Source organism: Streptomyces sp. NPDC003691, from assembly GCF_053981115.1.
The window spans coordinates 1-25,114 of sequence record NZ_JBSFNQ010000052.1 but is presented as its reverse complement, the minus strand read 5'-3'; the positions used below and the strand labels follow the sequence as shown (position 1 = coordinate 25,114).

Annotated in this window: 19 protein-coding genes; 10 read left to right on the top strand and 9 right to left on the bottom strand. The window is 72.3% G+C overall.

Translation table 11 applies throughout. The features are described 5' to 3' along the window. Positions 1-203: 203 nt before the first annotated feature. The 4 genes from ACWDR0_RS23095 (at position 204) to ACWDR0_RS23080 (ending at position 4,601) form a co-directional block, all read left to right on the top strand. Positions 204-776 carry an HD domain-containing protein gene (locus tag ACWDR0_RS23095; protein ID WP_456353631.1) on the top strand — a complete coding sequence of 191 codons (573 nt, stop codon included), beginning with the start codon at positions 204-206 and terminating at the stop codon, positions 774-776. Positions 777-1,018: 242 nt separating this feature from the next. Next, positions 1,019-1,543 carry a PadR family transcriptional regulator gene (locus ACWDR0_RS23090; RefSeq protein WP_456353630.1) on the top strand — a complete coding sequence of 175 codons (525 nt, stop codon included), beginning with the start codon at positions 1,019-1,021 and terminating at the stop codon, positions 1,541-1,543. Further along, on the top strand, positions 1,540-2,226 hold the full coding sequence (locus tag ACWDR0_RS23085; RefSeq protein ID WP_456353629.1) for an ABC transporter ATP-binding protein: 687 nt from the start codon (positions 1,540-1,542) through the stop codon (positions 2,224-2,226). Before ACWDR0_RS23090 ends, ACWDR0_RS23085 begins: the two co-directional genes overlap by 4 nt. Then, entirely contained in the window at positions 2,223-4,601 is a 2,379-nt protein-coding gene (locus tag ACWDR0_RS23080; RefSeq protein WP_456353628.1) for an FtsX-like permease family protein, read from the top strand. Before ACWDR0_RS23085 ends, ACWDR0_RS23080 begins: the two co-directional genes overlap by 4 nt. A gap of 156 nt (positions 4,602-4,757) precedes the next feature. Here the strand turns inward: ACWDR0_RS23080 and ACWDR0_RS23075 are convergent, their stop codons facing one another. Continuing rightward, positions 4,758-5,729 (bottom strand): LysR substrate-binding domain-containing protein, encoded by a 972-nt coding sequence (locus ACWDR0_RS23075; protein ID WP_456353627.1) that lies wholly within the window; start codon positions 5,727-5,729, stop codon positions 4,758-4,760. 170 nt (positions 5,730-5,899) lie between these two features. On the opposite strand from ACWDR0_RS23075, the gene ACWDR0_RS23070 reads away from it, so the two are divergent. Further along, positions 5,900-6,985 carry an RNA polymerase subunit sigma-70 gene (locus ACWDR0_RS23070; RefSeq protein WP_456353626.1) on the top strand — a complete coding sequence of 362 codons (1,086 nt, stop codon included), beginning with the start codon at positions 5,900-5,902 and terminating at the stop codon, positions 6,983-6,985. Between the two features lie 110 nt (positions 6,986-7,095). Then, positions 7,096-7,596, top strand: a complete 501-nt coding sequence (locus ACWDR0_RS23065) for a hypothetical protein (RefSeq protein WP_456353625.1) — start codon at positions 7,096-7,098, stop codon at positions 7,594-7,596. Between the two features lie 360 nt (positions 7,597-7,956). On the opposite strand, the gene ACWDR0_RS23060 is transcribed toward ACWDR0_RS23065, so the two are convergent. The 3 genes from ACWDR0_RS23060 to ACWDR0_RS23050 form a co-directional block, all read right to left on the bottom strand. Next, the gene (locus ACWDR0_RS23060; protein WP_456353624.1) at positions 7,957-8,697 is read right to left on the bottom strand and encodes an SDR family NAD(P)-dependent oxidoreductase; all 741 of its coding nucleotides are present in this window, start codon (positions 8,695-8,697) and stop codon (positions 7,957-7,959) included. A gap of 195 nt (positions 8,698-8,892) precedes the next feature. Further along, on the bottom strand, positions 8,893-9,186 hold the full coding sequence (locus ACWDR0_RS23055) for a hypothetical protein (RefSeq protein WP_456353658.1): 294 nt from the start codon (positions 9,184-9,186) through the stop codon (positions 8,893-8,895). 71 nt (positions 9,187-9,257) lie between these two features. Beyond that, entirely contained in the window at positions 9,258-10,187 is a 930-nt protein-coding gene (locus ACWDR0_RS23050) for an SPFH domain-containing protein (RefSeq protein WP_456353623.1), read from the bottom strand. Positions 10,188-10,520: 333 nt separating this feature from the next. Here ACWDR0_RS23050 and ACWDR0_RS23045 point away from each other — a divergent pair, with 333 nt between their 5' ends. Next, on the top strand, positions 10,521-12,791 hold the full coding sequence (locus ACWDR0_RS23045; protein ID WP_456353622.1) for a transglycosylase domain-containing protein: 2,271 nt from the start codon (positions 10,521-10,523) through the stop codon (positions 12,789-12,791). A gap of 196 nt (positions 12,792-12,987) precedes the next feature. On the opposite strand, the gene ACWDR0_RS23040 is transcribed toward ACWDR0_RS23045, so the two are convergent. The 4 genes from ACWDR0_RS23040 to ACWDR0_RS23025 form a co-directional block, all read right to left on the bottom strand. Then, entirely contained in the window at positions 12,988-14,463 is a 1,476-nt protein-coding gene (locus tag ACWDR0_RS23040; RefSeq protein WP_456353621.1) for a catalase, read from the bottom strand. 257 nt (positions 14,464-14,720) lie between these two features. Continuing rightward, complete coding sequence (locus tag ACWDR0_RS23035) at positions 14,721-16,661, bottom strand: SpoIIE family protein phosphatase (RefSeq protein ID WP_456353620.1); 1,941 nt, start codon at positions 16,659-16,661, stop codon at positions 14,721-14,723. A 699-nt stretch (positions 16,662-17,360) separates the two neighbouring features. Continuing rightward, positions 17,361-18,170 carry a cytidylyl-2-hydroxypropylphosphonate hydrolase gene (gene fomD, locus ACWDR0_RS23030; protein WP_456353619.1) on the bottom strand — a complete coding sequence of 270 codons (810 nt, stop codon included), beginning with the start codon at positions 18,168-18,170 and terminating at the stop codon, positions 17,361-17,363. Positions 18,171-18,298: 128 nt separating this feature from the next. Further along, positions 18,299-19,762, bottom strand: coding sequence for a class II fumarate hydratase (locus ACWDR0_RS23025; protein ID WP_456353618.1), 1,464 nt, complete (start codon positions 19,760-19,762; stop codon positions 18,299-18,301). A 129-nt stretch (positions 19,763-19,891) separates the two neighbouring features. On the opposite strand from ACWDR0_RS23025, the gene ACWDR0_RS23020 reads away from it, so the two are divergent. Beyond that, complete coding sequence (locus ACWDR0_RS23020; RefSeq protein WP_456353617.1) at positions 19,892-21,436, top strand: ricin-type beta-trefoil lectin domain protein; 1,545 nt, start codon at positions 19,892-19,894, stop codon at positions 21,434-21,436. A 429-nt stretch (positions 21,437-21,865) separates the two neighbouring features. Here the strand turns inward: ACWDR0_RS23020 and ACWDR0_RS23015 are convergent, their stop codons facing one another. Further along, positions 21,866-23,533: a fumarate hydratase gene (locus ACWDR0_RS23015; protein ID WP_456353616.1), complete on the bottom strand. Its 1,668-nt coding sequence runs from the start codon at positions 23,531-23,533 to the stop codon at positions 21,866-21,868. Positions 23,534-23,823: 290 nt separating this feature from the next. On the opposite strand from ACWDR0_RS23015, the gene ACWDR0_RS23010 reads away from it, so the two are divergent. Next, a complete protein-coding gene (locus ACWDR0_RS23010; protein ID WP_456353615.1) occupies positions 23,824-24,516 on the top strand; it encodes a DUF1707 SHOCT-like domain-containing protein in 693 nt (230 codons plus the stop codon). Between the two features lie 166 nt (positions 24,517-24,682). Beyond that, positions 24,683-25,033 (top strand): WhiB family transcriptional regulator, encoded by a 351-nt coding sequence (locus ACWDR0_RS23005; RefSeq protein ID WP_456353614.1) that lies wholly within the window; start codon positions 24,683-24,685, stop codon positions 25,031-25,033. The last annotated feature ends 81 nt before the right edge of the window (positions 25,034-25,114 follow it).

Sequence of the window (25,114 nt, the reverse complement as noted above, 5' to 3'; positions counted from 1 at the left end):
CTGCCCGGGGGACACGGGGTTCCGGCGCCTCCGGCCCAGGGGTGGCGTCCTCAGCCTCCGGGCGGGCTCGGCGAACCGGCCGGTCAGCAGGCCGCACCGGAGTTGCTCGACGGTGATCGAATCTCCGCTCGGGCCGAGCGGGAGCCCACGGCTGTGCACTACGTTCTACGCGAGCGGCGCACGTGACAGGACCGGAGGGCCAGATGGCGGACGATACGGCAAAGGGCACCGCAGGCTTCCTGCTGGAGATGGGGATGCTGAAGCGGGCCAAGAGGTCGGGGTGGTGGATCGCGGGGGTCAAGGATCCCGAGACGATCGGCGAGCACTCCTTCCGTGTCGGACTGATCGCCAGTGTTCTTGCCATGATGGAAGGCGCCGACCCGGCAAAGGCCGCCCTGCTGGGCCTGTGGCACGACACGCAGGAGACCCGGGTCGGGGACATCCCGCACATCGGCAGGCGGTACCTGGACGCGGCCTCGAACGAGAAGGTCACCGCGGACCAGGTTTCCGCCGCCCACCCGGCGGTCCGGGCCGGGGCGCAGAGCGTGGTCTCGGAGTACGAGAACGGAGACTCGCTCGAAGTGGTCTGTGCGCGCGACGCGGACAAGCTCGAATGTCTGATTCAAGCCGTCGAGTACCGGGAGCAGGGCTACGCCAACGTTCAGGGCTGGATCGACACGAGCAGGGCGAACCTCAAGACCGCTTCCGCGCGGGAGCTCGCCGAGGCGGCCCTGAGCATGAGCTCTATCGACTGGCAGAAGGTCTACCTGCCGTAGGTCCGAGCGAGAGAAAGCGCCCCGTCGGCTCCGTGACGGAGAGGCGGGGCGCTTTGCTGTCCGAGGGCTTCGGGTGACGGCCGCCAGCTCGTCCGACCCGTCGGTGCGGGCCGCCCGCGAGAGGTGAGGAGCGGGCGGGGAGACCCGGGGGCCGTCTCGGTGGAGGTTTTCGATTGTCCCTGGATGGTAACGCTCTGACCTGGGTATTCATGGTGTGTATACCTAGTGTGTATAGTCGTGGCATGTCCATAGGTCACACTCTTCTCGGGCTCCTGGAGTCCGGCCCTCGTCATGGCTACGACCTGAAACGCGCCTTCGACGACAAGTTCGGTCACGACAAGCCCCTGCACTACGGGCAGGTCTACTCGACCATGTCCCGGCTGTTGAAGAACGGCCTTGTCGAGGTCGACGGGGTGGAGCCCGGTGACGGGCCCGAGCGCAAGCGGTACGCGATCACCGAAGCCGGGATCACCGATGTCGACCAGTGGCTCACCCGGCCCGAGGCCCCGGAGCCGTACCTCCAGTCCACGCTCTACACCAAGGTCGTCATCGCGCTGCTGACCGGACGCGGTGCGGCCGAGCTGCTCGACACGCAGCGCTCCGAGCATCTGCGGCTGATGCGGATCCTGACCGACCGCAAGCGCCGCGGCGACTTCGCCGACCAGCTGATCTGCGACCACGCCCTCTTCCATCTGGAAGCCGATCTGCGCTGGCTGGAACTGACCGCGGCCCGGCTGGACCGTCTCGCCCAGGAGGTAGGCGCATGACCACCGAAGGAGCCCTGCTCGTCGCCGAGGACCTGCGCAAGGCGTACGGCCCCACCCCCGCCCTGGACGGCGCCCACTTCTCCGTCCACGCCGGTGAGGTCGTCGCCATCATGGGACCCTCGGGCTCCGGCAAGTCGACCCTGCTGCACTGCCTCGCCGGCATCGTGCCGCCCGACTCCGGATCCATCCGCTACCAGGGCCGCGAACTGGCCTCGCTCTCCGACAAGGAACGCAGCAAACTCCGCCGTACCGCCTTCGGCTTCGTCTTCCAGTTCGGCCAGCTGGTGCCCGAACTGACCTGCACCGAGAACGTCGCCCTCCCGCTGCGGCTCGCCGGAACCGGCCGGAAGGCGGCCGAGGCCGCCGCCCGGCAGTGGATGGAGCGGCTGGAGGTCGACGACATCGGGCACAAGCGCCCCGGCCAGGTCTCCGGCGGACAGGGGCAGCGGGTCGCCGTGGCCCGCTCCCTGGTCACCTCGCCCCGGGTGCTCTTCGCCGACGAACCCACCGGCGCCCTCGACTCCCTCAACGGCGAGCGGGTGATGGAGCTGTTCACCGAAGCCGCCCGGTCCACCGGCGCGGCCGTCGTCCTCGTCACCCATGAGGCCAGGGTCGCGGCCTACTCCGACCGGGAAGTCGTCGTCCGCGACGGAAAGACCCGCGGCCTGGAGTACGTCGCATGACCGTCCGCACCTGGGCCCGCGACCTCGCCCTCGGTATCCGCTTCGGCGCCTCCGGCGGCCGCGAGGGCTGGACCCGTACCCTCCTCACCGCGCTCGGCGTCGGCCTCGGCGTCGCAATGCTCCTGCTGGCCTCCTCCGCCCCCGGCATGGTCCAGCAGCGGGAAGCCCGTGGCGACGCCCGGGTCCCGGTCGAGCTCAAGAACACGGGTGCGCCGGAGGCCGCCCGCACCGACCGCACCGCCCTCTGGGACCAGGTCGAGACCTCCTACCAGGGCCGGACCATCCAGGGCGTACTGCTGGAGGCCGACGGCTCCGACCCCGTACGGCCGCCGGGCGTCTCCGTCTTCCCGAAGCCCGGCGAGATGGTCGTCTCGCCCGCCTTCGGCGAACTGCTGCGCTCCCCGGAGGGGAAGCTGCTCGCCGAGCGCTACGACGCCCGGATCGTGGGCACCATCGGCGACGAGGGACTCCTCGGCTCCCGCGATTTCTACTTCTACCTGGGCAACGACCGGCTGTCGGCGGGCTTCGGCGCCACCCGGATCAGCGCCTACGACGACAAGGTCATGGTGGGCGAGCCGCTCAACCCCGTACTCGTCGTCCTGATCATTCTGATCTGCGTGGTGCTGCTGGTGCCGGTGGCCGTGTTCGTCGCCGCCGCCGTCCGGTTCGGCGGTGAGCGGCGCGACCGGCGGCTGGCGGCGCTCCGCCTGGTCGGCGTTGACGCCCGGTCGGTCCGCCGGATCGCGGCCGGCGAGGCGCTCTTCGGGGCGCTGCTCGGACTGGCCGCCGGTATCGGGCTGTTCTCCGCGGTCCGGCCGCTCGCCGCGGAAATCGGTCTCTACGGTCTGAGCGCCTTCCCGGCGGATGTGATGCCGAGTCCGCTGCTGGGCGCGCTGACCCTGGTGGCCGTGCCCGTCTCGGCCGTCGCGGTCACCCTGTTCGCCCTGCGTACGGTGGCCATCGAGCCGCTCGGCGTGGTCCGGCAGACCACCCCCGCGTCCCGCAGGCTGTGGTGGCGGCTGCTGCTCACGGCCGCCGGACTGGCAGTGCTGCTCACCGGCCGGATCGACCGGAACGAGGCCAATCCCGCGGTCTTCCCGATCGCCGCCGGAGCGGTGCTGGTGCTCGTCGGGCTGACGACCCTGCTGCCCTGGCTCGTCGACACCGCCGTCGGCAGGCTGCGCGGCGGTCCGGTGCCCTGGCAGCTCGCCGTCCGCAGACTCCAGCTGAGCAGCGGCGCGGCCGCCCGCGCGGTCAGCGGGATCATGGTCGCGGTGGCCGGGGGGATCGCGCTCCAGATGCTGTTCTCCGCGGTCGAAGGCGACTTCGTCAAGAACAAGGAGGGGCAGCCCGGCCTGACCGTGCTGAGCGCCGAAACCGGTTTCACCGACGCCGAGTCGGCCCGTCGGATGGTCGCCGGATTCGAGCGCACGGACGGCGTCCGGAAGGTCACCGACACGGTGCAGACGCGCCTCCACCTGCCTCCCCCCACCCCGGAGGAGGCCGAGGCCGGGGCCGTGCAGGTCGAGAGCCTCACCCTGACCGTCGGCGACTGCGCCACCCTGCGCGAACTGGCCCGGATCTCCTCGTGCCGGGACGGCGACGCCTTCGTCGCCGTCGGCAAGGACAAAGAGCGGGCGGCGGAGATCACCAGGTCCGCCGCTCTCGGCAAGCCGTACGCCACGGTGGAGCCGGACTCCGGCGACAGTGCCGCGAAGGACGGCGGGCGGCCCGGGACCTGGTCCCTGCCGAAGGGTTCGGCAACGGTCGTGGCCCACGCCGACGCGATGGGCGACGAACACGCCGGCATCCTCGCCACCCCGGGCGCCGTCGACCTCCGGAGCTTCCCCGCCGCGGGCGTCCGGACTCTCGTCTTCATCAACGAGAAGGTGCCCGAGGCCGCGGAGCACATCCGCAACGCCGTGGCCGGGATCGACCCCAGGGCGAGCGTCGTCCAGTTCCTCACCGTCGAGGAGGACGACAAGTTCGCCAAGGTCCGCAGCGGGCTGCTGATCGGCTCGCTGGTGACCATGCTGCTGATCGCCGGTTCGATGCTGGTCTCCCAGATCGAGCAGTTGCGGGAGCGGCGCAAGCTGCTCTCGGTCCTGGTGGCCTTCGGTACCCGCCGGTCCACCATTGCCTGGTCGGTGCTCTGGCAGACCGCGCTTCCGGTGCTCCTCGGCACGGTCCTGGCGATCGCGGGCGGTATCGGCCTCGGGCTGGTGATGCTCGAACTGGTCGGGGCCGAGGTGGCCGACCGGTGGGGCTTCCTCCCGGTGGCCGGAGCGGGCGTCGGAGTCATCGTGGTGGTGACGGGGCTGGCCATGCCCCCGCTCTACCGGATGATGCGGCCCGACGGTCTGCGTACGGAGTAGCCGCGCGGTACGACCGCGGTACGAATGCGGTACGACGGTACGAATGCGGTACGACCGGGACCGGGCGCCAGGGGGGTGCCCGGTCCCGGTCTTCCGGCTGCCCGGGCGCACCGGGTCTCCGGCGCCCCGTCCCGCCCCGGCCCAGGGGCGGCGCCCTCAGACCCCGGGCCCGGTCCCCGCGTCGGCCTCGGTGCGCACCCGTACCGGAAGGGACGCCAGGGCGCTCCGCAGCGACCGGGCGAACTCCTCGAACTCGCTCTGGCGGGCCGCCCCGGTGCGGGTCGCCAGAGCGATCCGGCGGGCCGGGGCGGGCTCGGCGAACCGGCCGGTCAGCAGGCCGCCCCGGCCGGTCTCCACCTCCACCGCGGTCCGCGGCAGCAGCGTCACCCCGAGGCCGCCCGCCACCAGCTGCACCAGCGTGGCCAGGCCCGCGGCCGTCGTCGTGACCGGGGTCCCCTCGTCGCGGCCCGCCTCGCGGCAGACGTCCAGCGCCTGGTCGCGCAGGCAGTGCCCCTCGTCGAGCAGCAGCAGCGGCAGCTCCCGGAGCACCTCGCGCGGCAGGTCGTGGCGCCCGCCGAGGGGGTGGCCCCCCGGGGTCACCAGCACGAAGTCCTCGTCGAACAGCGGGATCTCGGTGACCCCCGGCACGCCCAGCGGCACCGCCAGCAGCAGCAGGTCCAGCCGTCCGGCGGCCAGCCCGTCCAGCAGGGACGAGGTCTGTTCCTCGTGCACCTGGAGGTCGAGGTCGGGATAGGTGCCCTGGACCAGCCTGAGTACATCGGGAAGGAGATAGGGCGCCACCGTCGGGATCACCCCGAGCCGCAGCACGCCGGTGAAGGGGGCCCGGACCGCCGCCGCCTCCTCCATCAGCTCCCCGACGGCGTCCAGCACGGCCTTGGCGCGGGCCGCCAGCCGCTCGCCGGCGGGGGAGAGCAGCACCTTCCGGGTGGTCCGCTCCACGAGCTGCACCCCGAGGGTCTCCTCCAGCGCCGATACGGCCCCGGAGAGCGCGGGCTGGCTCATACCGATGGCCGCGGCCGCGTCCCGGAAGTGCAGATGCTCAGCAACAGCCGCGAACGCCCGCAGCTGTGACAGGCTGGGCTGTTTACCCCGGTTCGGCGTGACCATTGATACCTTCCTCCTATCGCTCCTTCCGATGTTAATCGGTTCGCCCCGAAGGTCCGGACGGCCCGGGGCGAGCCCCGGACCGCCTGCCCCCGCCGCGCCCTCCGCCCGCCCCGGAGGCCGGGGGGCGGTGATGGCCGGACCGGAACCCCCCGGGTGATACGAAGGGGCGTATGAGCAGCCAGGGGAGCGGGACCGGTACGGGGACGGCGACGGAGACCGGTACGGCCCGGGGACGTACGGGCCGGACCGCGGACGAACCGTCCGCCGAGACGATCCGCACCGGCGGCGAAGCGGTCTTCACCGCCCTCGCCGAGCGCTACCGCCATGAGCTGCGGGTCCACCTCTACCGGATGCTCGGCTCCTTCACCGACGCCGAGGACCTGGTGCAGGAGACCCTGCTCAAGGCGTGGCGGCGGCGCGAGGCCTTCGAGGGCCGCTCCACCTTCCGGGCCTGGCTCTACCGGATCGCCACCAACGCCGCCCTCGACTTCCTCCGCGGACCCGCCCGCACCCGCGAGACCGCGCTCACCGCCGACGGTGCCGGATCCCCGGCCGCCGCCCTCGCCGAGGTCACCTGGCTCCAGCCCTACCCCGACCACCTCCTCGACCTGGCCGCCCCCGGCAGCGGGGAACCCCATGCCGTCGCGATCGCCCGGGAGACCGTCGAGCTGGCCTTCCTCGCCGTCATCCAGCATCTGCCGCCCCGCCAGCGGGCGGTGCTGATCCTCCGCGACATCGCGGGATGGCCCGCCCAGGAGACCGCGGACACCCTCGACATGACCCTCCCCGCGGTCAAGAGCGCACTCCAGCGGGCCCGTACGACCCTCCGCGCGCATCTGCCCGAACAGCGCTCCGAATGGGGCGCCGCCACCGAACCCAGCGCCGCCGAACGGGAACTGCTCCAGCGCTACCTGGCCGCCTCCCGCGACGCCGACCTGTCCGCGCTCGCCCTGCTGCTGCGCGAGGACGCCCGCCAGACCATGCCCCCGCACCGTCTGGTCTTCGACGGGCGGGAGGCGATTCTCGGCCTGTGGCGCCCGGTGCTGGAAGGGGGCGGGGCCTGGGGCGAGTGGCGCTCGGTCGCGTACGCGGTCAACCGCCGGCCCGCGGCCGTCAACTATGTGCGCCGCGCGGGCGAGACCGTGTTCACCGCGGTCAACATCGATGTCCTGACCGTCGTGGACGGTCTGATCGCCGAGATCATCACCTTCGACCCCGGGCTGTCGGCCGGGCTCCCGCTCACCCTGGCGGAGTGACGCGGGTCACAGAAGCGCCGCCGATTCCTTTCCCGCGGGCCGCCCGTCATACGGGCAACGGCGCAGCGGCGCCGCGCAAGCGCACCACCACCGCGGAAGGACAGCGAGCCATGACCGAGCACACCGCCACCACCGAGACCGCTCCCGAGACCGCTTCCGGGAACACCGACGAGAACGCCGACGGTGCGACCCCCGGCCCGGACGCCGCCCTGCGCGCGCTCGACCGGCTGACCGGCACCTGGGCCGTGAGCGGCGGGGTCGAGGGCACCGTCACCTACCGCTGGCTGGAAGGCGGCTTCTTCCTGCTCCAGGACATCCGCCTGGAGCAGTTCGGGCAGCCCGTGACCGGGATCGAGGTCATCGGCCGGCTGAAGGAGTTCGGCGCGGAGCAGCCGGGCGAGGACATCCGCTCCCGCTACTACGACAGCCAGGGCAACACCTTCGACTACGTCTACGAGCTCGACGGCGACACCCTCACCATCTGGGGCGGCGAGAAGGGGTCCCCGGCCTACTACCGGGCGGTCTTCGGCGACGGCGGCAATACGCTCTCGGGCTCCTGGGTCTACCCCGGGGGCGGCGGCTACGACTCCGTCATGACCCGGGTGGTGTGACCCGTGCCGTCGCGCGGAGCCGTCCGCCCGCCCGTCGGCCCGTACGGGAGCGGGCCCTGCCGCCCCGGCGGGTCCCGAGGGAGGCGGCCCCGCACCCGCCCGCCGCATGCGAACGATTCCCGTACGAACAGGTCCCGTGCCGTACGGTCCCGCCCCGGCCCGCCCGGGACCGGGGCGCCCGGCCCGTGGGAGCCGCAGTCCGGCTCCGGCGGGCCCGGGACCGGCCGCCGCGGCCGGTCCTGCCCCGGCTCGTCCCGCGCGAGCGGTTCCCGCACGAGCCGGTTCCGGGCCGGGCGGTCCCGCTCCGGCGGGCCCGGCGGCGGGCCGATCACCCCGTGATCGTTTCCCGGGGCGCCCGCCTCACGAGGTGAAGCCGCCGTCCACGGCGATCTGAGCCCCGGTCACATAGGCCGCGTCCGGCCCGGCGAGATGGGCGACCATGGCCGCGACATCGGCCGGTTCGGCGTACCGCCCCACCGCGGTATAGCCGCGGATCGTCTCTGCCAGCGGCCCGTCGGCCGGGTTCATATCGGTGTTCGTCGCGCCCAGGTGCACCACATTGACCGTGATGCCCCGCCCGCCCAGCTCCCGGGCCAGCGCCTTCGTCATCCCGACGAGCGCCGTCTTGCTCGCCGAGTAGAGGGAGAAGCCGGGGAAGGGGATGTAGGTCGTCACATTGCTGCCGATGCCGATGATCCGGCCGCCGTCCGTCATCCGGGCCGCCGCGGCCTGGGCCGCGACCAGCGGGGCGCGGACATTGACCGCCAGGGTCCGGTCGATCTGCTCGGAGGTGAGCTCCTCCAGCGGGGCCACCTGGAACTCCCCGGCGTTGTTCACCAGGACGTCCAGCCTGCCGAAGGTGTCCGCGGTCCGCGCCACGGCCGCGCGGACCGCGTCCGGGTCGGCGCTGTCGGCCCGGACGGCCAGTCCCCGGCGCCCGGCCGCTTCGATCCGGGCCACCACCCCGGCGGCCCGGTCCGCGCTCCGGTGGTAGGTGATCGCGACATCGGCGCCCTGCTCGGCGAGGCGTACCGCGACGGCCGCGCCGATACCCCTGCTGCCGCCCGTGACCAGTGCTGTTTTTCCGTCGATACGGTTCATGGCACCGATCCTGGCCGGGCGGGGGCCGTTGTTCCGGCGGGAATCGGACCTCTCGTCCGGCCCGGTGGGCGACACCGGGACACTGCCCCGGACACCGCCGAGGGGCCGGAACGGCCGTACGGGACACGAGTCCGCACGGCCGCTCCGGCCCCGGCGTCGGGCCCCCGGCGCCGGGGGCCGGCGGGCGGTACGGGCTCAGCCCGCTCCGCCCTCCGCTCCCGCGTCCAGGTCCGGGCGGGTATCCGGACCGCTGCCGCCCGCTCCCGCGTCCGCGCCGCCGTCCGGGCCGCTGCCCGCGCCGCCGTCCGGGTCCGGTACCGCCTTCGGCGGGCGGCCCCTTCTGCGGATCGGCTTGGTCTCGCCCGGCAGCCGCCCGGCCTCCGCCAGGGCCCGGCGGAGCAGGAACTCGATCTGGGCGTTGGCGCTGCGCAGTTCGTCCGAGGCCCAGCGGGCGAGGGCGTCGTACACCGCGGGGTCCAGCCGGAGCAGTACCTGCTTGCGCGGAGGCGGAGGCGGTGGCGGTGGCGGTGGCGGTGGCGGTGGCGGGGGCGGCGGGGGCGTCACTGGTAGAGCGTGCCCGTGTTGACGACGGGCTGGGCCGAGCGGTCGCCGCAGAGCACGACCAGCAGATTGGAGACCATCGCCGCCTTCCGCTCGTCGTCCAGCTCGACGATGCCGTCCTCGCCGATCCGGGTCAGCGCGGCCTCGACCATCCCGACCGCGCCGTCCACGATCTGCCGCCGGGCCGCCACCACGGCGCCCGCCTGCTGGCGCTGGAGCATGGCCGAGGCGATCTCCGGGGCGTAGGCGAGGTGCGTGAAGCGGGACTCGACGATCCGTACGCCCGCGGCCTCGGCCCGGGCCTGGAGCTCGACGCCGAGCTTCTCGGTGATCTCCTCCGCGTTGCCGCGGAGGGAGAGCTCGTTCTCGTCATGGGCGTCGTAGGGGTACTCGATGGCGATCTGCCGCACCGCGGACTCGGTCTGGGTGGAGACGAACTCCAGGAAGTCGTCGACCTCGAACATTGCCCGGGCGGTGTCCTCGACCCGCCAGACCACCACGGCGGCCAGCTCGATGGGGTTGCCGTAGGCGTCGTTGACCTTGAGGACCGCGGTCTCGTGGTTGCGGACCCGGGTGGAGATCCGCTCCCGCGAGGTGAGCGGGTTGACCCAGCGGAGGCCGTCGGTGCGGACGGTGCCCCGGTAGCGGCCGAAGAGCTGGACGACCCGGGCCTCACCGGGCTCCACCATGTTCAGCCCGGCCATGGCGACCAGCGCGGCAAGCCCCAGCAGCAGGCCCCCGAAGATCAGCCCCAACTGGGCGGCATCGCGCTCCACCACGCCTGCGGCGGCGGCGGTCAGCGCGCCCGCGGCGACCCCGGCCACCCCCAGCAGCAGGGCGAGCCCGCCGCCGATGCTGGACGCCGGGAACTCCCGTATCTGCGGGTCCGCCGTCGGGTGCTGGTCTCTCGTCATGTCGGCGGTGGTCATGAAGTCCCCCCAGGGTTCGTGTGCACCGGTGGCCGTACCGGCCGCCGGTCCGTGCTGCTGCCGACAGCGGCCGCCTCGGCGACCGCTGCTAGCAATGTGATTACACATTAATACCTGTGGCGGCCTCCAAGGCAACCCCGGGGGCGGCCCGGGGGTCGTTTCTCAGGGAAGGGGTGCTGATTCTCACGTCCGGAATGACGTGATCAGTCCGATTTTTTCAGGGCGAGCGATGTTAGCTTTCTAAGCTGTTTTGGTCGGCTGCGACCAGAACGGTCACCGGATACCGGTGACCGTAACGAGACCCCCTCGGGGAAGAGCGGAGCTGGACGGGCGATGGGCCGAGCCGAGGAACGACGTGCCCGGCAGCGCGGTGCGCGCCGGGGCGGGACGAGCGGACGCACGGGCATACGCCGCTTCTTCACCTGGAAGAAGATGCTGGGCACCTTCCTCGGCCTCTGCCTGCTCGGCATGGGCGCCTTCGCGGTGATCTACATGATGGTCCCGGTCCCGGCCGCCAACGCGCAGGCCGAGATGGAGTCCAACGTCTACAAGTACGCCGACGGGACCGTCCTGGCCCGGACCGGCGAGGTCAACCGCGAGATCATCGAGCTGGACGAGCTGTCGCAGGACGTCCGCCACACCTTCGTCGCCGCCGAGAACAAGAGCTTCTACAAGGACAACGGCATTGACTTCAAGGGCACCGCCCGGGGTCTGCTGAACACCGTCTCCGGCAAGGGCAAGCAGGGTGGCTCGACCATCACCCAGCAGTACGTCAAGAACTACTACCTCAACCAGGACCAGACGGTCAGCCGGAAGCTCAAGGAACTGGTGATCGCCCTCAAGGTCGACCAGGAGAAGAGCAAGGACTACATCCTGGCCGGCTATCTCAACACCAGCTACTTCGGCCGCAGTGCCTACGGCATCCAGGCCGCCGCCCAGGCGTACTACGGCGTCGACGCGTCGAAGCTGAACGTCTCCCAGGCCGCCTATCTCGCCGCCCTGCTCCAGGCCCCCCACCAGTACGACTGGGCCATCGCCTCGGAGACCGGCAAGAAGCTGGTGACCGAGCGCTGGACGTACGTCCTGAACAACATGGTCGAGATGGGCAAGCTCGACCCGGCCGTCCGCGACGCCCAGAAGTTCCCCGTGCCGAAGGCGCCGAAGGCCACCCCCGGCATGGAGGGCCAGACCGGCTATCTGGTCGAGGCCGCCAACGCCGAGCTGGCCCGGCAGGGCATCGGCGAGGAGGACATCAAGGCGGGCGGCTGGACGATCACCCTCAATATCGACCGGGCCCGGCAGAAGGAGCTGGAGGCGGCTGTCGCCGAGCAGCTGGAGTCCCAGCTCGACCGGAAGAAGGACAAGAAGGACGCCACCGTGCAGGCCGGTGCCACCTCGGTGGACCCGGAGACCGGCGAGGTCGTCGCCCTGTACGGCGGGGTCGGCGCCACCGAGCACTGGCTGTCCAACGCCACCCGCCGCGACTACCAGCCCGCGTCGACCTTCAAGCCCGTGGTGTTCGCCTCCGCCCTGGAGAACGAGTCGAAAACCCAGGACGGCGAGCCGATCAGCCTCAACACCGTCTACGACGGCACCAGCAAGCGGCCCGTGGTCGGCAGCGACACCCCGTTCAACCCGGAGAACGAGGACGACCGGGACTACGGCCCGCGGATCACCGTCCAGCGCGCCACCAACCAGTCCGTCAACTCCGTCTACGCCCAGATGATCGTCGACGTCGGCCCCGGGAAGACCAAGAAGACCGCGCTGGACCTCGGTATGCGCGACGGCGACGGCTGGCCCGAGCGCCCCGCCATGTCGCTGGGCACGATGGGCGCCTCGACCTGGGACATGGCCGGGGTGTACGCGACCTTCGCCAACCATGGCAAGAAGGTCACCCCCTCCATCGTGAAGTCCGCCGAGCACCGGGCCCGCAAGGCGGCGCTGAAGGACCCGGTCGGCGGCCAGGTGATCTCCCGCGGTACCGCCGACACCGTGACGGCAGCCATGGAGGGCGTCGTCAAGGACGGCTCCGGCCGCCGTGCCGCCGGCCCGTACGACGCGGCCGGCAAGACCGGCACCTCCGAGAACAACCGTTCCGCCTGGTTCGTCGGCTACACCCCGAAGCTGGTCACCTCCGTCGCCCTGTTCGGCGAGAAGGCCGACGGCACCGGCCAGGTCACCCTGACCGACACCATCAACCCGGGCCGGGCCAACGGCGGCGGCATGCCGGCCAGGATCTGGAAGGCGTACACCGCCGAGGCGCTCGGCTCCGCCGACGCCCGCGCCCGGTTCGACCTGGAGGTCGCCGAGCCCGCCCGCGGCGAGCCCGCGCCCTCCCCGTCGGACTCCGGCGAGCCGTCGCCCAGCACCAGCGAGGAGCCGCGCGAGGAGGAACCGGCCGAGCCGTCGCCGTCCCGGACCACGTCCCGGCCGCCGGTCATCGACCCGCCCGCCTCGCCGACCATCCGGCCCCCCACCCGCCCCTCGCCGTCCCAGAGCCCGACCGACGGCACCGGACCCGGTGATCCGGGCGGCGAGCCCGGAAACCCGGCGGAGCCGGGGAACCCGAACCCGCGGCCGCAGTTCCGGCCCCCGGGCTCCTGAACCGGACGGACTGAACCGGACGGCCGCCACCTGACGAGCTGATCCGGACGGCCTGATCCGGGTGAGCTGAACCGGCCGGCCGGACCACCCGAGCCGTACGAGCCGGACCGGACGCCCCGAGCCGGTACGGCGAAGTGCCCGCGGCGCCCCCTCTCCGGGGAGCGTGCCGCGGGCACCGCCGTACCGTCCGGCCCCGTCAGGCGCCGTTGACCTCCTTGGCGATCCGGTCGCCGACCGTCTGGTCGATATTGCGCCAGTACTGGAGCGCCCGGTCGAGCACCGGCCGGGACACCCCGTCCTTCAGATGCCCGGAGACGTTCGACACCAGCCGGTCCCGGGCCGCGTCGTCGAGGACGTTCCGCACGAGGGTGCCCGCCTGGCCCCAGTCGTCGTCCTCCCGGTGCAGCGTGTACGCCTCCCGGACCATCTCGCCCGCGCTGGCCCAGCCCGCGATCTCCCCGAACTTCGCCGTGTCCGCCGCCGGCCCGCCGTAGGAGTTGGGCGCGTAGGGCCGTGCCGTGTTCGCCGGCTCGTACCGCATCGGCCCGTCCTTGGCGTACGAGGAGACCACCGAGTGCGCCCGGTTCGGCGGCAGCTGCGCATAGTTCGGGCCGATCCGGTACCGGTGGGTGTCCGGGTACGAGAAGAGCCGTCCGAGCAGCATCTTGTCCGGCGACGGGCCGATGCCCGGCACCAGGTTCGACGGCTCGAAGGCGGCCTGCTCGATATGGACGAAGTAGTCCTCCGGATTGCGGTCCAGCACCATCCGGCCGACTTCGATCAGCGGATAGTCGCCGTGCGGCCACACCTTCGTCAGGTCGAAGGGGTTGAAGCGGTAGTCCGGCGCCTCGTCGAACGGCATGATCTGCATGTACAGCGTCCAGCTCGGGGCGTTCCCGCCCGCGATCGCCTCGTGCAGATCCCGGCGGTGCAGATCGGCGTCCCGGCCGGCCAGTTCGTCCGCCTCCGCCTGGGTGAGGAACTCGACGCCCTGGTCGGTCTTGAAGTGGTACTTCACCCAGAACCGCTCGCCGCCGGCGTTGACCCACATATAGGTGTGGGAGCTGTAGCCGTTCATGAAGCGGTACGACCTCGGGATGCCCCGGTCGCCCAGCAGCCAGGTCACCTGGTGCGCCGTCTCGGGGGAGAGGGTCCAGAAGTCCCACTGCATATCGTTGTCGCGCAGCCCGGAATCGGGCCGGCGCTTCTGCGAGCGGATGAAGTCCTGGAACTTCTGCGCGTCCCGGACGAAGAAGACCGGCGTGTTGTTGCCGACCATGTCGTAGTTGCCGTGCTCGGTGTAGAACTTCAGCGCGAAGCCGCGCGGATCCCGCCAGGTGTCGGGCGAGCCCTGCTCACCGGCGACCGTGGAGAACCGGGCCAGCATCTCCGTACGCTTCCCGGGCTGGAAGAGGTCCGCCTTGGTGAACTGGCTGACGTCGTTCGTCACCTCGAAGAAGCCGTACGCCCCCGAACCCTTGGCGTGCACCACCCGCTCGGGGACCCGTTCCCGGTTGAACTGGGCCATCTTCTCGATCAGATAGTGGTCCTGGAGCAGGACCGGGCCGTCGGGTCCGACGGAGAGGGAGTGTTCGTCGCTCTCCACCGGAATGCCGGCGTTGTTGGTGGTGTAGGGGGTATCGGACACGAGCGTCCTCCCGCCGGGAGACATGGTTGGGTCGCTACGGGCGCCGTGTACCCCAGTGAACGCCGCCGACACGGTGTCGGCAACCGCTCGCCCCTCCGCCTCCGCCGGTCGGGCGTATGCCCCGCCGGGACCCTCTTCCGGGGCCCGCTCCCTGCCTCCTGCTCCTTGCCTCCCGCTCCCTGCCCCCGGGACGGGACCCGGGGGCAGGGAGCAGGACAGAAGGGCGGGGCCGCGGAGGCCCCGCCCTTCTGTCCTGCCTGCTTCCGTCCGGCCCGCCGGCCCTACGGCCTGGTCGGGAGTTCGAACCAGACGACCTTGCCGCTGGAGAGCCGGGTCGCGCCCCAGCGCCGGGCCAGCCGGTTCACCAGGAACAGACCGCGGCCGCCCTCGTCCGTATCGCGGGCCTTGCGCTGCCGAGGCAGCTGCGGGGAGTCGTCGCCGACCTCGCAGCGCAGCACATCGGTCCGCAGCAGCCGCAGGGTCACCGGCCGCTCCGCGTACCGCACGGCATTGGTCACGACCTCGCTGACCAGCAGCTCCACCGCGTCCGACAGATCCTCCAGACCCCAGCGGGACAGCGCCCGCCGGGCGAGGCGCCGGGCCCGGCCCGGGGCGGCATCCTCCGGTTCCAGGAACCAGTAGGCGACATCACTGGGCGCGATCCCGTCGAAACGGGCCGCGAGCAGTGCGATGTCGTCGTCCCGGTCGCCCGGGCCCAGCATGTCGAGGACGTCGTCGCAGAGCGCCTCCAGCGGCGGGGCGTGGTCCGGGCCGGTCAGCTGGGAGGTGGCGTGCAGCCGCTCCCGCAACTGCTCGATACCGGTCCAGACGTCCCGCAGCCGGGACTCCACCAGACCGTCGGTGTACAGCAGCAGGGTCGCCCCGGCGGGGGCGTCCAGCTCGACGGCCTCGAAGTCGACCCCGCCGACGCCGATCGGTGCGCCGGAGGGCACCCGCAGCACCTCGGCCCGGCCGCCCAGATGGAGCAGGATGGGCGGCGGATGCCCGGCGTTGGCGATGGTGATCCGGTGCGAGACCGGGTCGTACACCGCGTACATGCAGGTCGCCATCCGGTCGGTGCCCAGCCGCTGCGCCTGCTCGTCCAGATGGTGCAGCACCTCCTGCGGCGGCAGGTCCAGCCCGGCCAGCGTCTGCGCCGTGGTCCGCAGCTGGCCCATGACATCTCCCACGACAAGGGCGACCCGGCTGCCGGGCAGCGGGATCGCGTCGTACCAGTCGCCGCCGACCCGGGCGGTCTCGGCCGCCGGGAGATAGCGCGACGCCAGCTTGACGCCGGTGGGCTGGGGCAGCGAGTCCGGCAGCATGGTGCGCTGGAGCTCGTCGGCGATATACGCCTCCCGGCCGTACAGCACCGCCTTGTCGATGCCCAGCGCCGTATGCGTGGCGAGCTGGGCCGCGACGAGCAGATCGTTCGGCTCGAAGGCCGGCCGGTCGGGGCGGCGCAGGAAGACGGCGGCACCGATCACCCGGCGCCGCCCGCGCAGCGGCGCCAGGATCGCCCGGTGGCCGTTGGGGACCGTCCGGTCCGCGCCCAGCAGCTCGGGCAGCGCGGCGCGGGCCGCCGCCGAGTCGCCGAAGACGGGCCGCACCCCGCGGAGCACCTCCGAGAGCGCGCCGCCGGAGCGGACCTCGCACTGCTCGGCCGCCGGGGTGAGTTCGTTGTGCTGATCGATGACGGGCAGCAGGCCCGTACCACCGAAGTCGGCACCGTCTTCAGCTAAACGCAGCCGGTCCGTGCGGCGCAGCCGGAGCAGGAACGGCGAGACCGGGCGCTCGTCGCCGACCGGCAGGGGGTCGCGCAGATAGACCAGGATCGCGTCCGAGAAGGTCGGCACGGTCGCCCGGCAGAGGCCCAGGACGATCTCGTCCAGGTCTATGCCCCGGGCGATCCGGCGGGTCGCGGCGCCCACGAAGCGCAGCCGGTCGCCCTCGCGGCGGGCGGCGCCCGCCGGGTCGGGTGTGCCGGGCGGCAGACCGGGACCGCCGGGGCTACCCGGCAGACCCGGGCCGCCGGAGCCCGCGGGTGTGCCGGGCGGATGCGCGACGCCCCCGCCGACCGGGCCGTTCGGCGCCGGGACGGGCGAGGAGAGCGCGGCGGACACCGCCGCGGCGGCGGCCGCGTCCGCCCGCGGCCGGGTGCGTTCCTGCGACCGGGCAGCCAAGGGCTGCCGGCCTTCATGGGAGGTGGGCTGCTCCGTCACGCGTGGGATTCCGTCCATCTGGGCCGGGTGTGCGATGCATGGGCCTCAGGGGGCCGTATACCCGCGCCGCGGGCGACGGCGACAGGGTGGCGGGCATCCCGCACGGCTCCACCCCCTCGTAGTGACCTGTCTTCTGCTGGCGTACTGGCGAACTGATGTGGTGAACAGGGACCGTCCGCCGCGGCGCCGGCCGGCTGCCGGTGACACCGATGACCCACGGTCAGGTTCTGCGCTGCGCTCCATGGTTACCGAACAGTCCCCGAACGGCGAGCCTTGTGGACGACGATCCTACGTTTGACCCCTGGGGGCGCATCAAGAGTCTCACGACGTCCTCTGCCCCGGAGGGCGTTCTTGGACCGGAGTCGGACAGATTGCGGGCAGTTCCCCGAAGCGATCTCGGTCACATCTGGGCAAGAAGCCGCACATCTGCTCCACCCGCAGGGGGTTTGTCCGCCTTTCGGTGCTCGGGGGGCTTCCGGTGCCCGGCCGACCGGAGGCAGAGGTGCCGCTTCCGCTCCGGGGGCGGCCCGGGACGGTGCCCGTACGTCTCCGGTCCCTTACGTCTCCGGGGTCCGCTCGTCTCCGGTCCCTTACGTCTCCCGAGCCCGGCCGTCTCCGGCTCCGGACGGCTCCGGTGTCCGTACGCCTCCGGCCCGTGCCCGTGCGTCTCCGGGGCACGCCCGGCCCGCCGCGGCGCCCTCAGGATGCCGTCCGCGCGGGCGTGCGCCCCCAGTCGGCGGGCAGCGGAGGCACCGGCCACGACGGGTCGGGCCGCCAGTGCTCCCAGCCGTCCGCGAAGGGCGCCCCCCAGTCCCGGACCGACGCCACGGCCGCGCGGCCCGCCTGCTGGATACGGTCCGCCTCCGGCGCCCGGACCAGGCCCGCGCGCCGGGCCTCGGCGAACTCGTCCTCGTCCCGCCAGAGCCAGCTCCGGTCCGGGAAAACCGAGATGTCCAGAAAGTGGTCCTCCGAGTCGATTCCGCCACTCCAACGGGTGTGCGGCTCCTCCAGGTTGACGTACCAGCTCCGGAACTCCCACTCCTCGTCCCAGAAGAGCCAGACCGACCAGGGCTCGCCGGGCCGGGCCAGCTTCAGCACCCCCGCGCCCCACCAGTGGTCGCGGACGGCCGTACGCGGCACGGTATAGCGCGTGGCCAGCGGCTGCTCGTGCAGCGGGGAGCCGTCGGCCAGCGCCGGACGGACGCACTCCGTTCCCGGTGCCAGCCAGACGGCGAGCAGTTCGGGGGTGTCCCGGACGACGGTCACCGGGCGGCAGACCGCGAACCCCGGATCACCGTCGGGGGCGGCGGGTCTGCCGGGTCCGCCGTGGTCCCGGTACCGCCAGAGGATGTGATCCCCGGGCCGCCAGCGCCGGGCGGCCGAAGCAGGCCGGGGCGGCGTGCCGTTCTCCGGGTGCCCGGCCGGGCGGCCGTTCCGTGCCGTCGTCTGCTGTTCCGTCTGCTGTTCAGTCTGTTGTTCCGTCTGCTCCGTCTGTTCCGTGCCTGTCATGAGCAGATCTTACGGAGCACCTGTCCCGGCGGCCCGTTCCCGTCCGGGAGCACCGGCGACGCGCCCCGGGCGCACCGGATCGCGCCGGCCCCGCCCGCGCGAGCCGTTCGCCGGGGGCGCCGCCGCCCTCAGGGGCGGGTCATCCGCAGGACGTCCAGGGCCTCGTCCAACTGCTCCAGGGTCAGCGCGCCCCGCTCCACATGGCCCGACTCCAGCACCACCTGGCGGATCGTCTTCCGCTCCGCCAGGGACTTCTTCGCGATCCGCGCGGCCTCCTCGTAGCCGAGGTACCTGTTCAGCGGGGTCACCACGGACGGCGAGGACTCCGCGTACTCCCGGGCGCGTTCGGTGTTCGCCGTGATGCCGTCGACCGTGCGGTCGGCCAGCAGCCTCGCGGCGGCGGTCAGCAGCCGTACGGATTCCAGCAGGTTTCTGGCCATCACGGGCAGCATCACGTTCAGCTCGAAGTTGCCTGCGGCCCCCGCCACGGCGACCGTGGTGTCGTTCCCGGTCACCTGGGCCGCGACCATCAGCACCGCCTCGGGGACGACCGGGTTGACCTTGCCCGGCATGATCGACGAGCCGGGCTGGAGATCCGGCAGGACGATCTCGGCCAGTCCGGTCCGCGGACCGCTCGCCATCCAGCGCAGATCGTTCGCGATCTTGGTCAGGGAGACCGCGATCGTCCGCAGCTGCCCGGAGGTCTCCACCAGCCCGTCCCGCGCGCCCTGCGCCTCGAAGTGGTCGCGGGCCTCCGTCAGCGGCAGCCCGGTGGCCGCCGCGACTTCGGTGATGACGGCGGCGGAGAAGCCGGGCGGGGTGTTGATGCCGGTGCCCACCGCCGTACCGCCCAGCGGCAGCTCGGCGAGCCGGGGCAGCGCGGACCGCAGCCGTTCGGCGCCGTACCGCACCTGGGCCGCGTAGCCGCCGAACTCCTGGCCGAGGGTGACCGGAGTGGCGTCCATCAGATGGGTCCGGCCCGATTTGACGACCGTGGCGAACTCGGCGGACTTGCGCTCCAAGGCCGCCGCGAGATGCTCCAGGGCGGGGATCAGCTCGCCGGTCACCGCGCCGGTGGCGGCGATATGGATGGAGGACGGGAAGACGTCGTTCGACGACTGGGAGGCGTTCACCTGGTCGTTCGGGTGGACCGGCCGTCCCAGCCGCTCCTCGGCCAGGGTGGCCAGCACCTCGTTCATGTTCATGTTCGACGAGGTGCCGGAGCCGGTCTGGAAGACGTCCACCGGGAACTGGTCGTCCCAGCGCCCGTCGGCGACCTCCCCGGCGGCCCCGGCGATCGCCGCCGCGACCTCCTCGTCCAGCACCCCGAGCCGGGCGTTGACCACGGCGGCCGCGGCCTTGATCCGGGCCAGCGCCGCGATGTGCGCGCGCTCCAGCGGCTGCCCCGAAATCGGGAAGTTGGCCACCGCCCGCTGGGTCTGGGCCCGCCATTTGGCCCCGGCCGGGACCCGTACCTCGCCCATCGAATCCCGCTCGACGCGGTAGCCGCGGTCCTCGCGGCCGGCCTCGCCGTCCGCCCTGCCGCCTGTCTCGCGGCCGGCCGTACCGCCGGCGCCGTCGGTTCCGGTCATGGGGTGTGTACCTCCTGAGGACTCCTGCAAGGCTCCTGCAAAGGTGAGCACTTGTCTTGTTCTGCCTATTCCCCTGCGCGCTACCTGCCAGTAGAACCCGGGGTAACCACAGACCAGGGGAGGCACCACATGACGCACGGAGAACGAACGGCCGGACGGAGGCTGCGATGTACGGTGGCCGCCGTGGCCGCGCTGGCGGCCGGACTCGTCGGCCTGGCCTCGCCCACCGCCGGCGCGGACCCGGGCCGTACGGAGCGGGCCGCGGCCGCCTCCGTACCGCTCACGCCCGAACTGGAGGCCATCCGCGCCGCGGAGGCCGTGAAGCTGTACGGCAGCCCCGCCGAGCGGCCGCTCGCCGACCGCAAAACCGGTCTGATCTCGCTGGGGGACAGTGAGATCTCCGGCGAGGGCATCGGCGCGTACGAGCCCGGCACGGACGGCCCGTCCAACTGGTGCCACCGCTCGCCCGACGCCGCGATCCACCGCACCGGAATCGCCGCCGACGTCACCTTCAACGTCGCCTGCTCCGGCGCGTACACCGGGAACATCCGGATCGGCGGCACCAAGCAGTACGCCGACGAGCTGGTCCAGAGCGACAATCTGGCCATCAAAGCCCGGAACACCCGCATCAAGCTGGTCCTGCTGGTCGCCGGGGCCAACGACGACCTCCAGTTCGGCCCGGTCATGACCGACTGCGTGGTCCGGTACGTCACCCTCCAGGGGCCCTGCGCCCCCAAGTACGGTCCCGGCTGGCAGGCCCGGGTCGACGCCCTGGTACCCAAGGTGGAGGCCACCGTCCGCGATCTGCGGACCGTGATGCGCGGCGCCGGGTACACGGACGGGGACTACAAGCTGGTCGTCATGGGCTACCCCGGCCCCATCGGCCCCGACTTCCGCGACAACCCCAACTTCCCCGGCAAGCTGATCTGCGGCGGTATGGGGTACGACGCCGACACCGTCTGGGGCCGCAACACCGCGGTGCCCCTCTTCGAGCGCGGCATGCGGCAGGCCGCCGCGAACACCGGCGCCCTCTACCTGGACAACTCGCGGCTCTTCCACGGCCACGAGGTGTGTATGGAGGACACCTGGGCCCGGGGCCTCCACCTGGAGCTGTCCAACCCCTTCCCGCCGGACGAGAACACCGCCCGGCAGTCCTTCCACCCCAACTACCGCGGGCACGGGGCCTTCGCGTCCTGCCTGACCCAGATGTACGGCGCCGGAACCCGGGAGGCGAGCTGCGCCGAGACCAACTCCGACGGCCGGCCCGTGCTGCGCACCGTGGCCTGGGACGACGTCTACAAGCCGCTGCGCAACCAGGCCACCGGACAGTGCCTCGACGTCACCGGCTCGGTGACGAGCAACGGCACCGGGGTCGTCGGCTGGGGCTGCCACGGCGGCCGCAACCAGGGCTGGTGGCAGGATCCCGCGGCCGGCTCGGTCCACACCGAACTCACCCAGGACCGGTGCCTGGACGTCCCGGGCGCCAACTACCGGTCCGGCGCCGAGCTGATCGTGTGGAACTGCTCGGGCGCGGCCAACCAGAAGTTCGTCCGGGTGGACGGCACCCTGCGCCCGGCGGCCGCGCAGTCGCTGTGCGCGACGCACGAGTCGTCGCAGGCACCGGTCAGGCTGCGGCCCTGTGCGGCGGGTGCGGCCAACCAGCGCTTCGCCTGAGCCGTACGCGGCTGGGTACGTGCTTCTGAGCCGTACGCGGCTCGGTGCGCACCGCTTCTGAGCCGTACGCACCGCTCCTGAGCGGCGCGCCGGACGGTGCGGCGGCCCTGCACCGGGCCGCCGTGCCTACCGCGGCGCTTGCCGCGGGGCCGTACGCATCGCGGCCCCGGCTTCCGGGCCGGGCCTCGGGCGGAGCCGCAGGCACCGTCCGGCATCCGCGTCAGTGCTTCCGGGCCGGTCCTCGGGCGGACGGACCGGAACGGAAAGCGCCCGTTTCCCCGTACTGCTTCGTACGGGGAAACGGGCGCGCTCCCGTGGTGCGGGACAGGGACAGGGACAGGAGCCGGGGCCGCCGGGACCGGGCGCGGGGCCCGGCCCCGTACGGCCGCTCCGGAAACCCCGGCCGGGACGGCCGGTACGGCCGGGCCGTCAGCCCAGGCCGGGCCCGCGGACCGGGATCGAGGTGAACGTCGGCGCGGGCGCCGGCTCGGTGAAGAAGTCGTTCCCCTTGTCGTCGACGACGACGAACGCCGGGAAGTCCTCGACCTCGATCCGCCAGACCGCCTCCATCCCCAGCTCCTCGTACTCGACGACCTCCACCTTCTTGATGCAGTCCTGGGCCAGCCGGGCCGCGGGGCCGCCGATGGAGCCCAGGTAGAAGCCGCCGTGCGCGGCGCAGGCGTCCGTGACCTGCTTGCTGCGGTTGCCCTTGGCCAGCATCACCCGGGAGCCGCCGGCCGCCTGGAACTGCTCGACGTACGAGTCCATCCGGCCCGCCGTGGTCGGGCCGAAGGACCCGGAGGCGTACCCCTCGGGCGTCTTCGCCGGACCTGCGTAGTAGACGGGGTGGTCCTTCAGATAGCCGGGCATCTCCTCGCCCGCGTCCAGCCGCTCCTTGATCTTGGCGTGCGCGATGTCGCGCGCCACCACCAGCGGGCCGGTCAGCGAGAGCCGGGTCTTGACGGGGTACTTCGTCAGCTCGGCCAGCACGTCGTCCATCGGCCGGTTGAGGTCGATGCGGACCACGTCGCCGGAGGTGTCGAGGTGCTCGTCCGTGGTGTCGGGCAGGAACCGCGCCGGGTCCGTCTCCAGCTGCTCCAGGAAGACCCCCTCGGCGGTGATCTTCGCGACCGCCTGGCGGTCGGCGGAGCAGGAGACGGCGATCGCCACGGGGAGGGAGGCGCCGTGCCGCGGCAGCCGGACCACCCGTACGTCGTGGCAGAAGTACTTGCCGCCGAACTGCGCGCCGATGCCGATCCGCTGGGTCAGCTCGAAGACCTTCTCCTCCAGCTCCTTGTCCCGGAAGCCGTGTCCGGCCGGGGACCCCTCGGCGGGCAGCTCGTCGAGGTAGTGCGCGGAGGCGTACTTGGCGGTCTTGAGGGCGTACTCGGCGGAGGTGCCGCCGACGACGATCGCCAGATGGTACGGCGGGCAGGCGGCGGTGCCCAGGGAGCGGATCTTCTCCTCCAGGAACCGCATCATCGCGGCCTCGTTCAGGACCGCCTTGGTCTCCTGGTAGAGGAACGACTTGTTCGCCGAGCCGCCGCCCTTGGCCATGAAGAGGAACTTGTAGGCGCCGCCGTCGGTGGCGTACAGCTCGATCTGCGCGGGCAGGTTGGAGCCGGTGTTCTTCTCCTCCCACATGGTCAGCGGCGCCATCTGGGAGTAGCGGAGGTTGAGCTTGGTGTAGGCGTCGTAGACACCGCGGGAGAGGGCCTCCTCGTCCCGGCCGGACGTCAGCACGTTCTGGCCGCGCTTGCCCATCACGATCGCCGTGCCGGTGTCCTGGCACATGGGCAGTACGCCCGCGGCGGCGATATTGGCGTTCTTGAGCAGGTCGAGCGCGACGAACTTGTCGTTGGACGACGCCTCCGGGTCGTCGATGATCCGCCGCAGCTGGGCGAGGTGGGCGGGCCGCAGATAGTGCGAGATGTCGTGCATCGCCTCGGCCGCGAGCCGCCGCAGCGCCTCCGGCTCGACCTTGAGGAAGGTGCGCCCGTCGGCCTCGAAGGTGGAGACGCCCTCGGAGGTCACCAGACGGTAGGGGGTGGTGTCCTCTCCCAGCGGGAGCAGATCGGAGTACACGAATTCCGGCATGACGGCCATTCCTCACACAGCGGATGAAAACGCACGACATCGACGGGCGACGGCGCGCCCCCCAGGGTAGAGCGCGCCCGGAGCGGCGGGCTTGTGAGGTAAGGCTCAGTAGGGCGGGCCTGCCGGATGATCACCGTCCGCTGCCGGGCGGCTACCGACCGGTCATCGGACACGGCCGCGGGCGGCCCGTCCACCAAGGCGTCCACTAAGGGTCGGGCCGCCCGGAACCCGGGTGCTTCCAGGGGTGTTGCCCCTAGTTGCGATCTATCGCGTTTCGCTACCCTGGTGCCGTGGACCTCGACAAGCACCACCCCCAGCAGCCCGCCGCTCCCGCGGCGTCCGGGCCCGTCCCCGCCCCCGGGGCCGGGCCCTCCGGCGGGATCCGCGCGTCGGACGCCGACCGGGACCGGATCGCCGACATCCTCCGGGACGCGCTGGCCGAGGGCCGGCTGGACACGGAGGAGCACTCCGAGCGCATCGAGGCCGTCTACCGCGCCAAGACCCTGGGCGAGTTGCAGCCCATCGTGCGGGACCTGCCGGCGGCGGCGTCCGCGAGGCCCGCCGGCGGCGCCCCGTACGCCTACGGTCCCGAAGCGGCCGCGCCGGACAATCTCGTCGCCGTCTTCTCCAGCACCGTCCGCAAGGGCCGCTGGAGCATCGGGCAGCGGACAAATGCCTTCTCCCTCTTCGGCAGTGTCGAGATCGACCTCACCCAGGCGCTGTTCCAGCAGCGGGTCACGGTGATCAACGCGACCTCGGTCTTCGGCAATGTCGAGGTCCGGGTCCCCGAGAACATCACCCTGCGCGGCAACGGCAGCGGAATCTGCGGCAACTTCGAGATCCGCGGGGCGGAGGCGTCAGACCCCGAGGCCCCGGTGGTGGTCGTCAACGGGTATGCGGTTTTCGGCAATGTCGAGGCGCGCCCCAAGCGCGGCCGGCGGGTCGCCGATCTCCATAACCGCCTGCGGAAACACCTGGGCTGAGCGGAGCGCCGCCGCTGCCGGGCCGGGGGCGGTTTCCGGCCGTGTGCCCCCCGTGCGCGGTGCCGTGCGCCGGAACCGAGTGCCACTCAGTGCATAGGCGTGCGTACAGCGGGTAGGGACTGCTGCATCGTCTCTCGCTCGCGAAGCCGTCGTCAGGAGTAGACCCGTGCTGCAACTGCCGTACCAGTCCTTGCAGGTGGCCGCCGTTCCTTCCCAGCGGGTACCCGCCAGGGAAGACCAGGACGGGCCCTGGCACGCTGATGCCGTCTGCCGCAGGGACGAGGCCGGTCTGTTCTTCGCCCCCTCCAAGGAGCCCACGGCGGCCCGGCTGTCACGAGAGGAAGCCGCGAAGCGGGTCTGCGCCCGCTGCCCCGTGATGGTGGAGTGCCGGGACCACGCGCTGCTCCAGCCGGAGCCCTACGGAGTCTGGGGCGGACTGACGGCGGCGGAGCGCCGGGTGCTGCTGGCCCGCAGGCGCCGGCGCGCCGCCGAGGACAAGAAGACCGCGGCCGCCTGACGCGTACGCCGGAGCGGCCCGGGTCCACGCTGGACGAGAAGTTCGCGTTCATGACCAGGCTCGCGATCGACGAGGGCGTAC

What these genes read in the sequence shown, in the direction of transcription:
- ACWDR0_RS23080 (WP_456353628.1), top strand. Translation starts at nt 2,223, where the DNA reads ATGACCGTCCGCACCTGGGCCCGCGACCTCGCCCTCGGTATCCGCTTC.
- ACWDR0_RS23015 (WP_456353616.1), bottom strand. Translation starts at nt 23,533, where the DNA reads ATGCCGGAATTCGTGTACTCCGATCTGCTCCCGCTGGGAGAGGACACC.
- ACWDR0_RS23075 (WP_456353627.1), bottom strand. Translation starts at nt 5,729, where the DNA reads ATGGTCACGCCGAACCGGGGTAAACAGCCCAGCCTGTCACAGCTGCGG.
- ACWDR0_RS23095 (WP_456353631.1), top strand. Translation starts at nt 204, where the DNA reads ATGGCGGACGATACGGCAAAGGGCACCGCAGGCTTCCTGCTGGAGATG.
- ACWDR0_RS23060 (WP_456353624.1), bottom strand. Translation starts at nt 8,697, where the DNA reads ATGAACCGTATCGACGGAAAAACAGCACTGGTCACGGGCGGCAGCAGG.
- ACWDR0_RS23090 (WP_456353630.1), top strand. Translation starts at nt 1,019, where the DNA reads ATGTCCATAGGTCACACTCTTCTCGGGCTCCTGGAGTCCGGCCCTCGT.
- ACWDR0_RS23040 (WP_456353621.1), bottom strand. Translation starts at nt 14,463, where the DNA reads ATGTCTCCCGGCGGGAGGACGCTCGTGTCCGATACCCCCTACACCACC.
- ACWDR0_RS23045 (WP_456353622.1), top strand. Translation starts at nt 10,521, where the DNA reads ATGGGCCGAGCCGAGGAACGACGTGCCCGGCAGCGCGGTGCGCGCCGG.
- ACWDR0_RS23070 (WP_456353626.1), top strand. Translation starts at nt 5,900, where the DNA reads ATGAGCAGCCAGGGGAGCGGGACCGGTACGGGGACGGCGACGGAGACC.
- ACWDR0_RS23085 (WP_456353629.1), top strand. Translation starts at nt 1,540, where the DNA reads ATGACCACCGAAGGAGCCCTGCTCGTCGCCGAGGACCTGCGCAAGGCG.
- ACWDR0_RS23050 (WP_456353623.1), bottom strand. Translation starts at nt 10,187, where the DNA reads ATGACCACCGCCGACATGACGAGAGACCAGCACCCGACGGCGGACCCG.
- ACWDR0_RS23020 (WP_456353617.1), top strand. Translation starts at nt 19,892, where the DNA reads ATGACGCACGGAGAACGAACGGCCGGACGGAGGCTGCGATGTACGGTG.
- ACWDR0_RS23025 (WP_456353618.1), bottom strand. Translation starts at nt 19,762, where the DNA reads ATGACCGGAACCGACGGCGCCGGCGGTACGGCCGGCCGCGAGACAGGC.
- ACWDR0_RS23065 (WP_456353625.1), top strand. Translation starts at nt 7,096, where the DNA reads ATGACCGAGCACACCGCCACCACCGAGACCGCTCCCGAGACCGCTTCC.
- fomD (WP_456353619.1), bottom strand. Translation starts at nt 18,170, where the DNA reads ATGACAGGCACGGAACAGACGGAGCAGACGGAACAACAGACTGAACAG.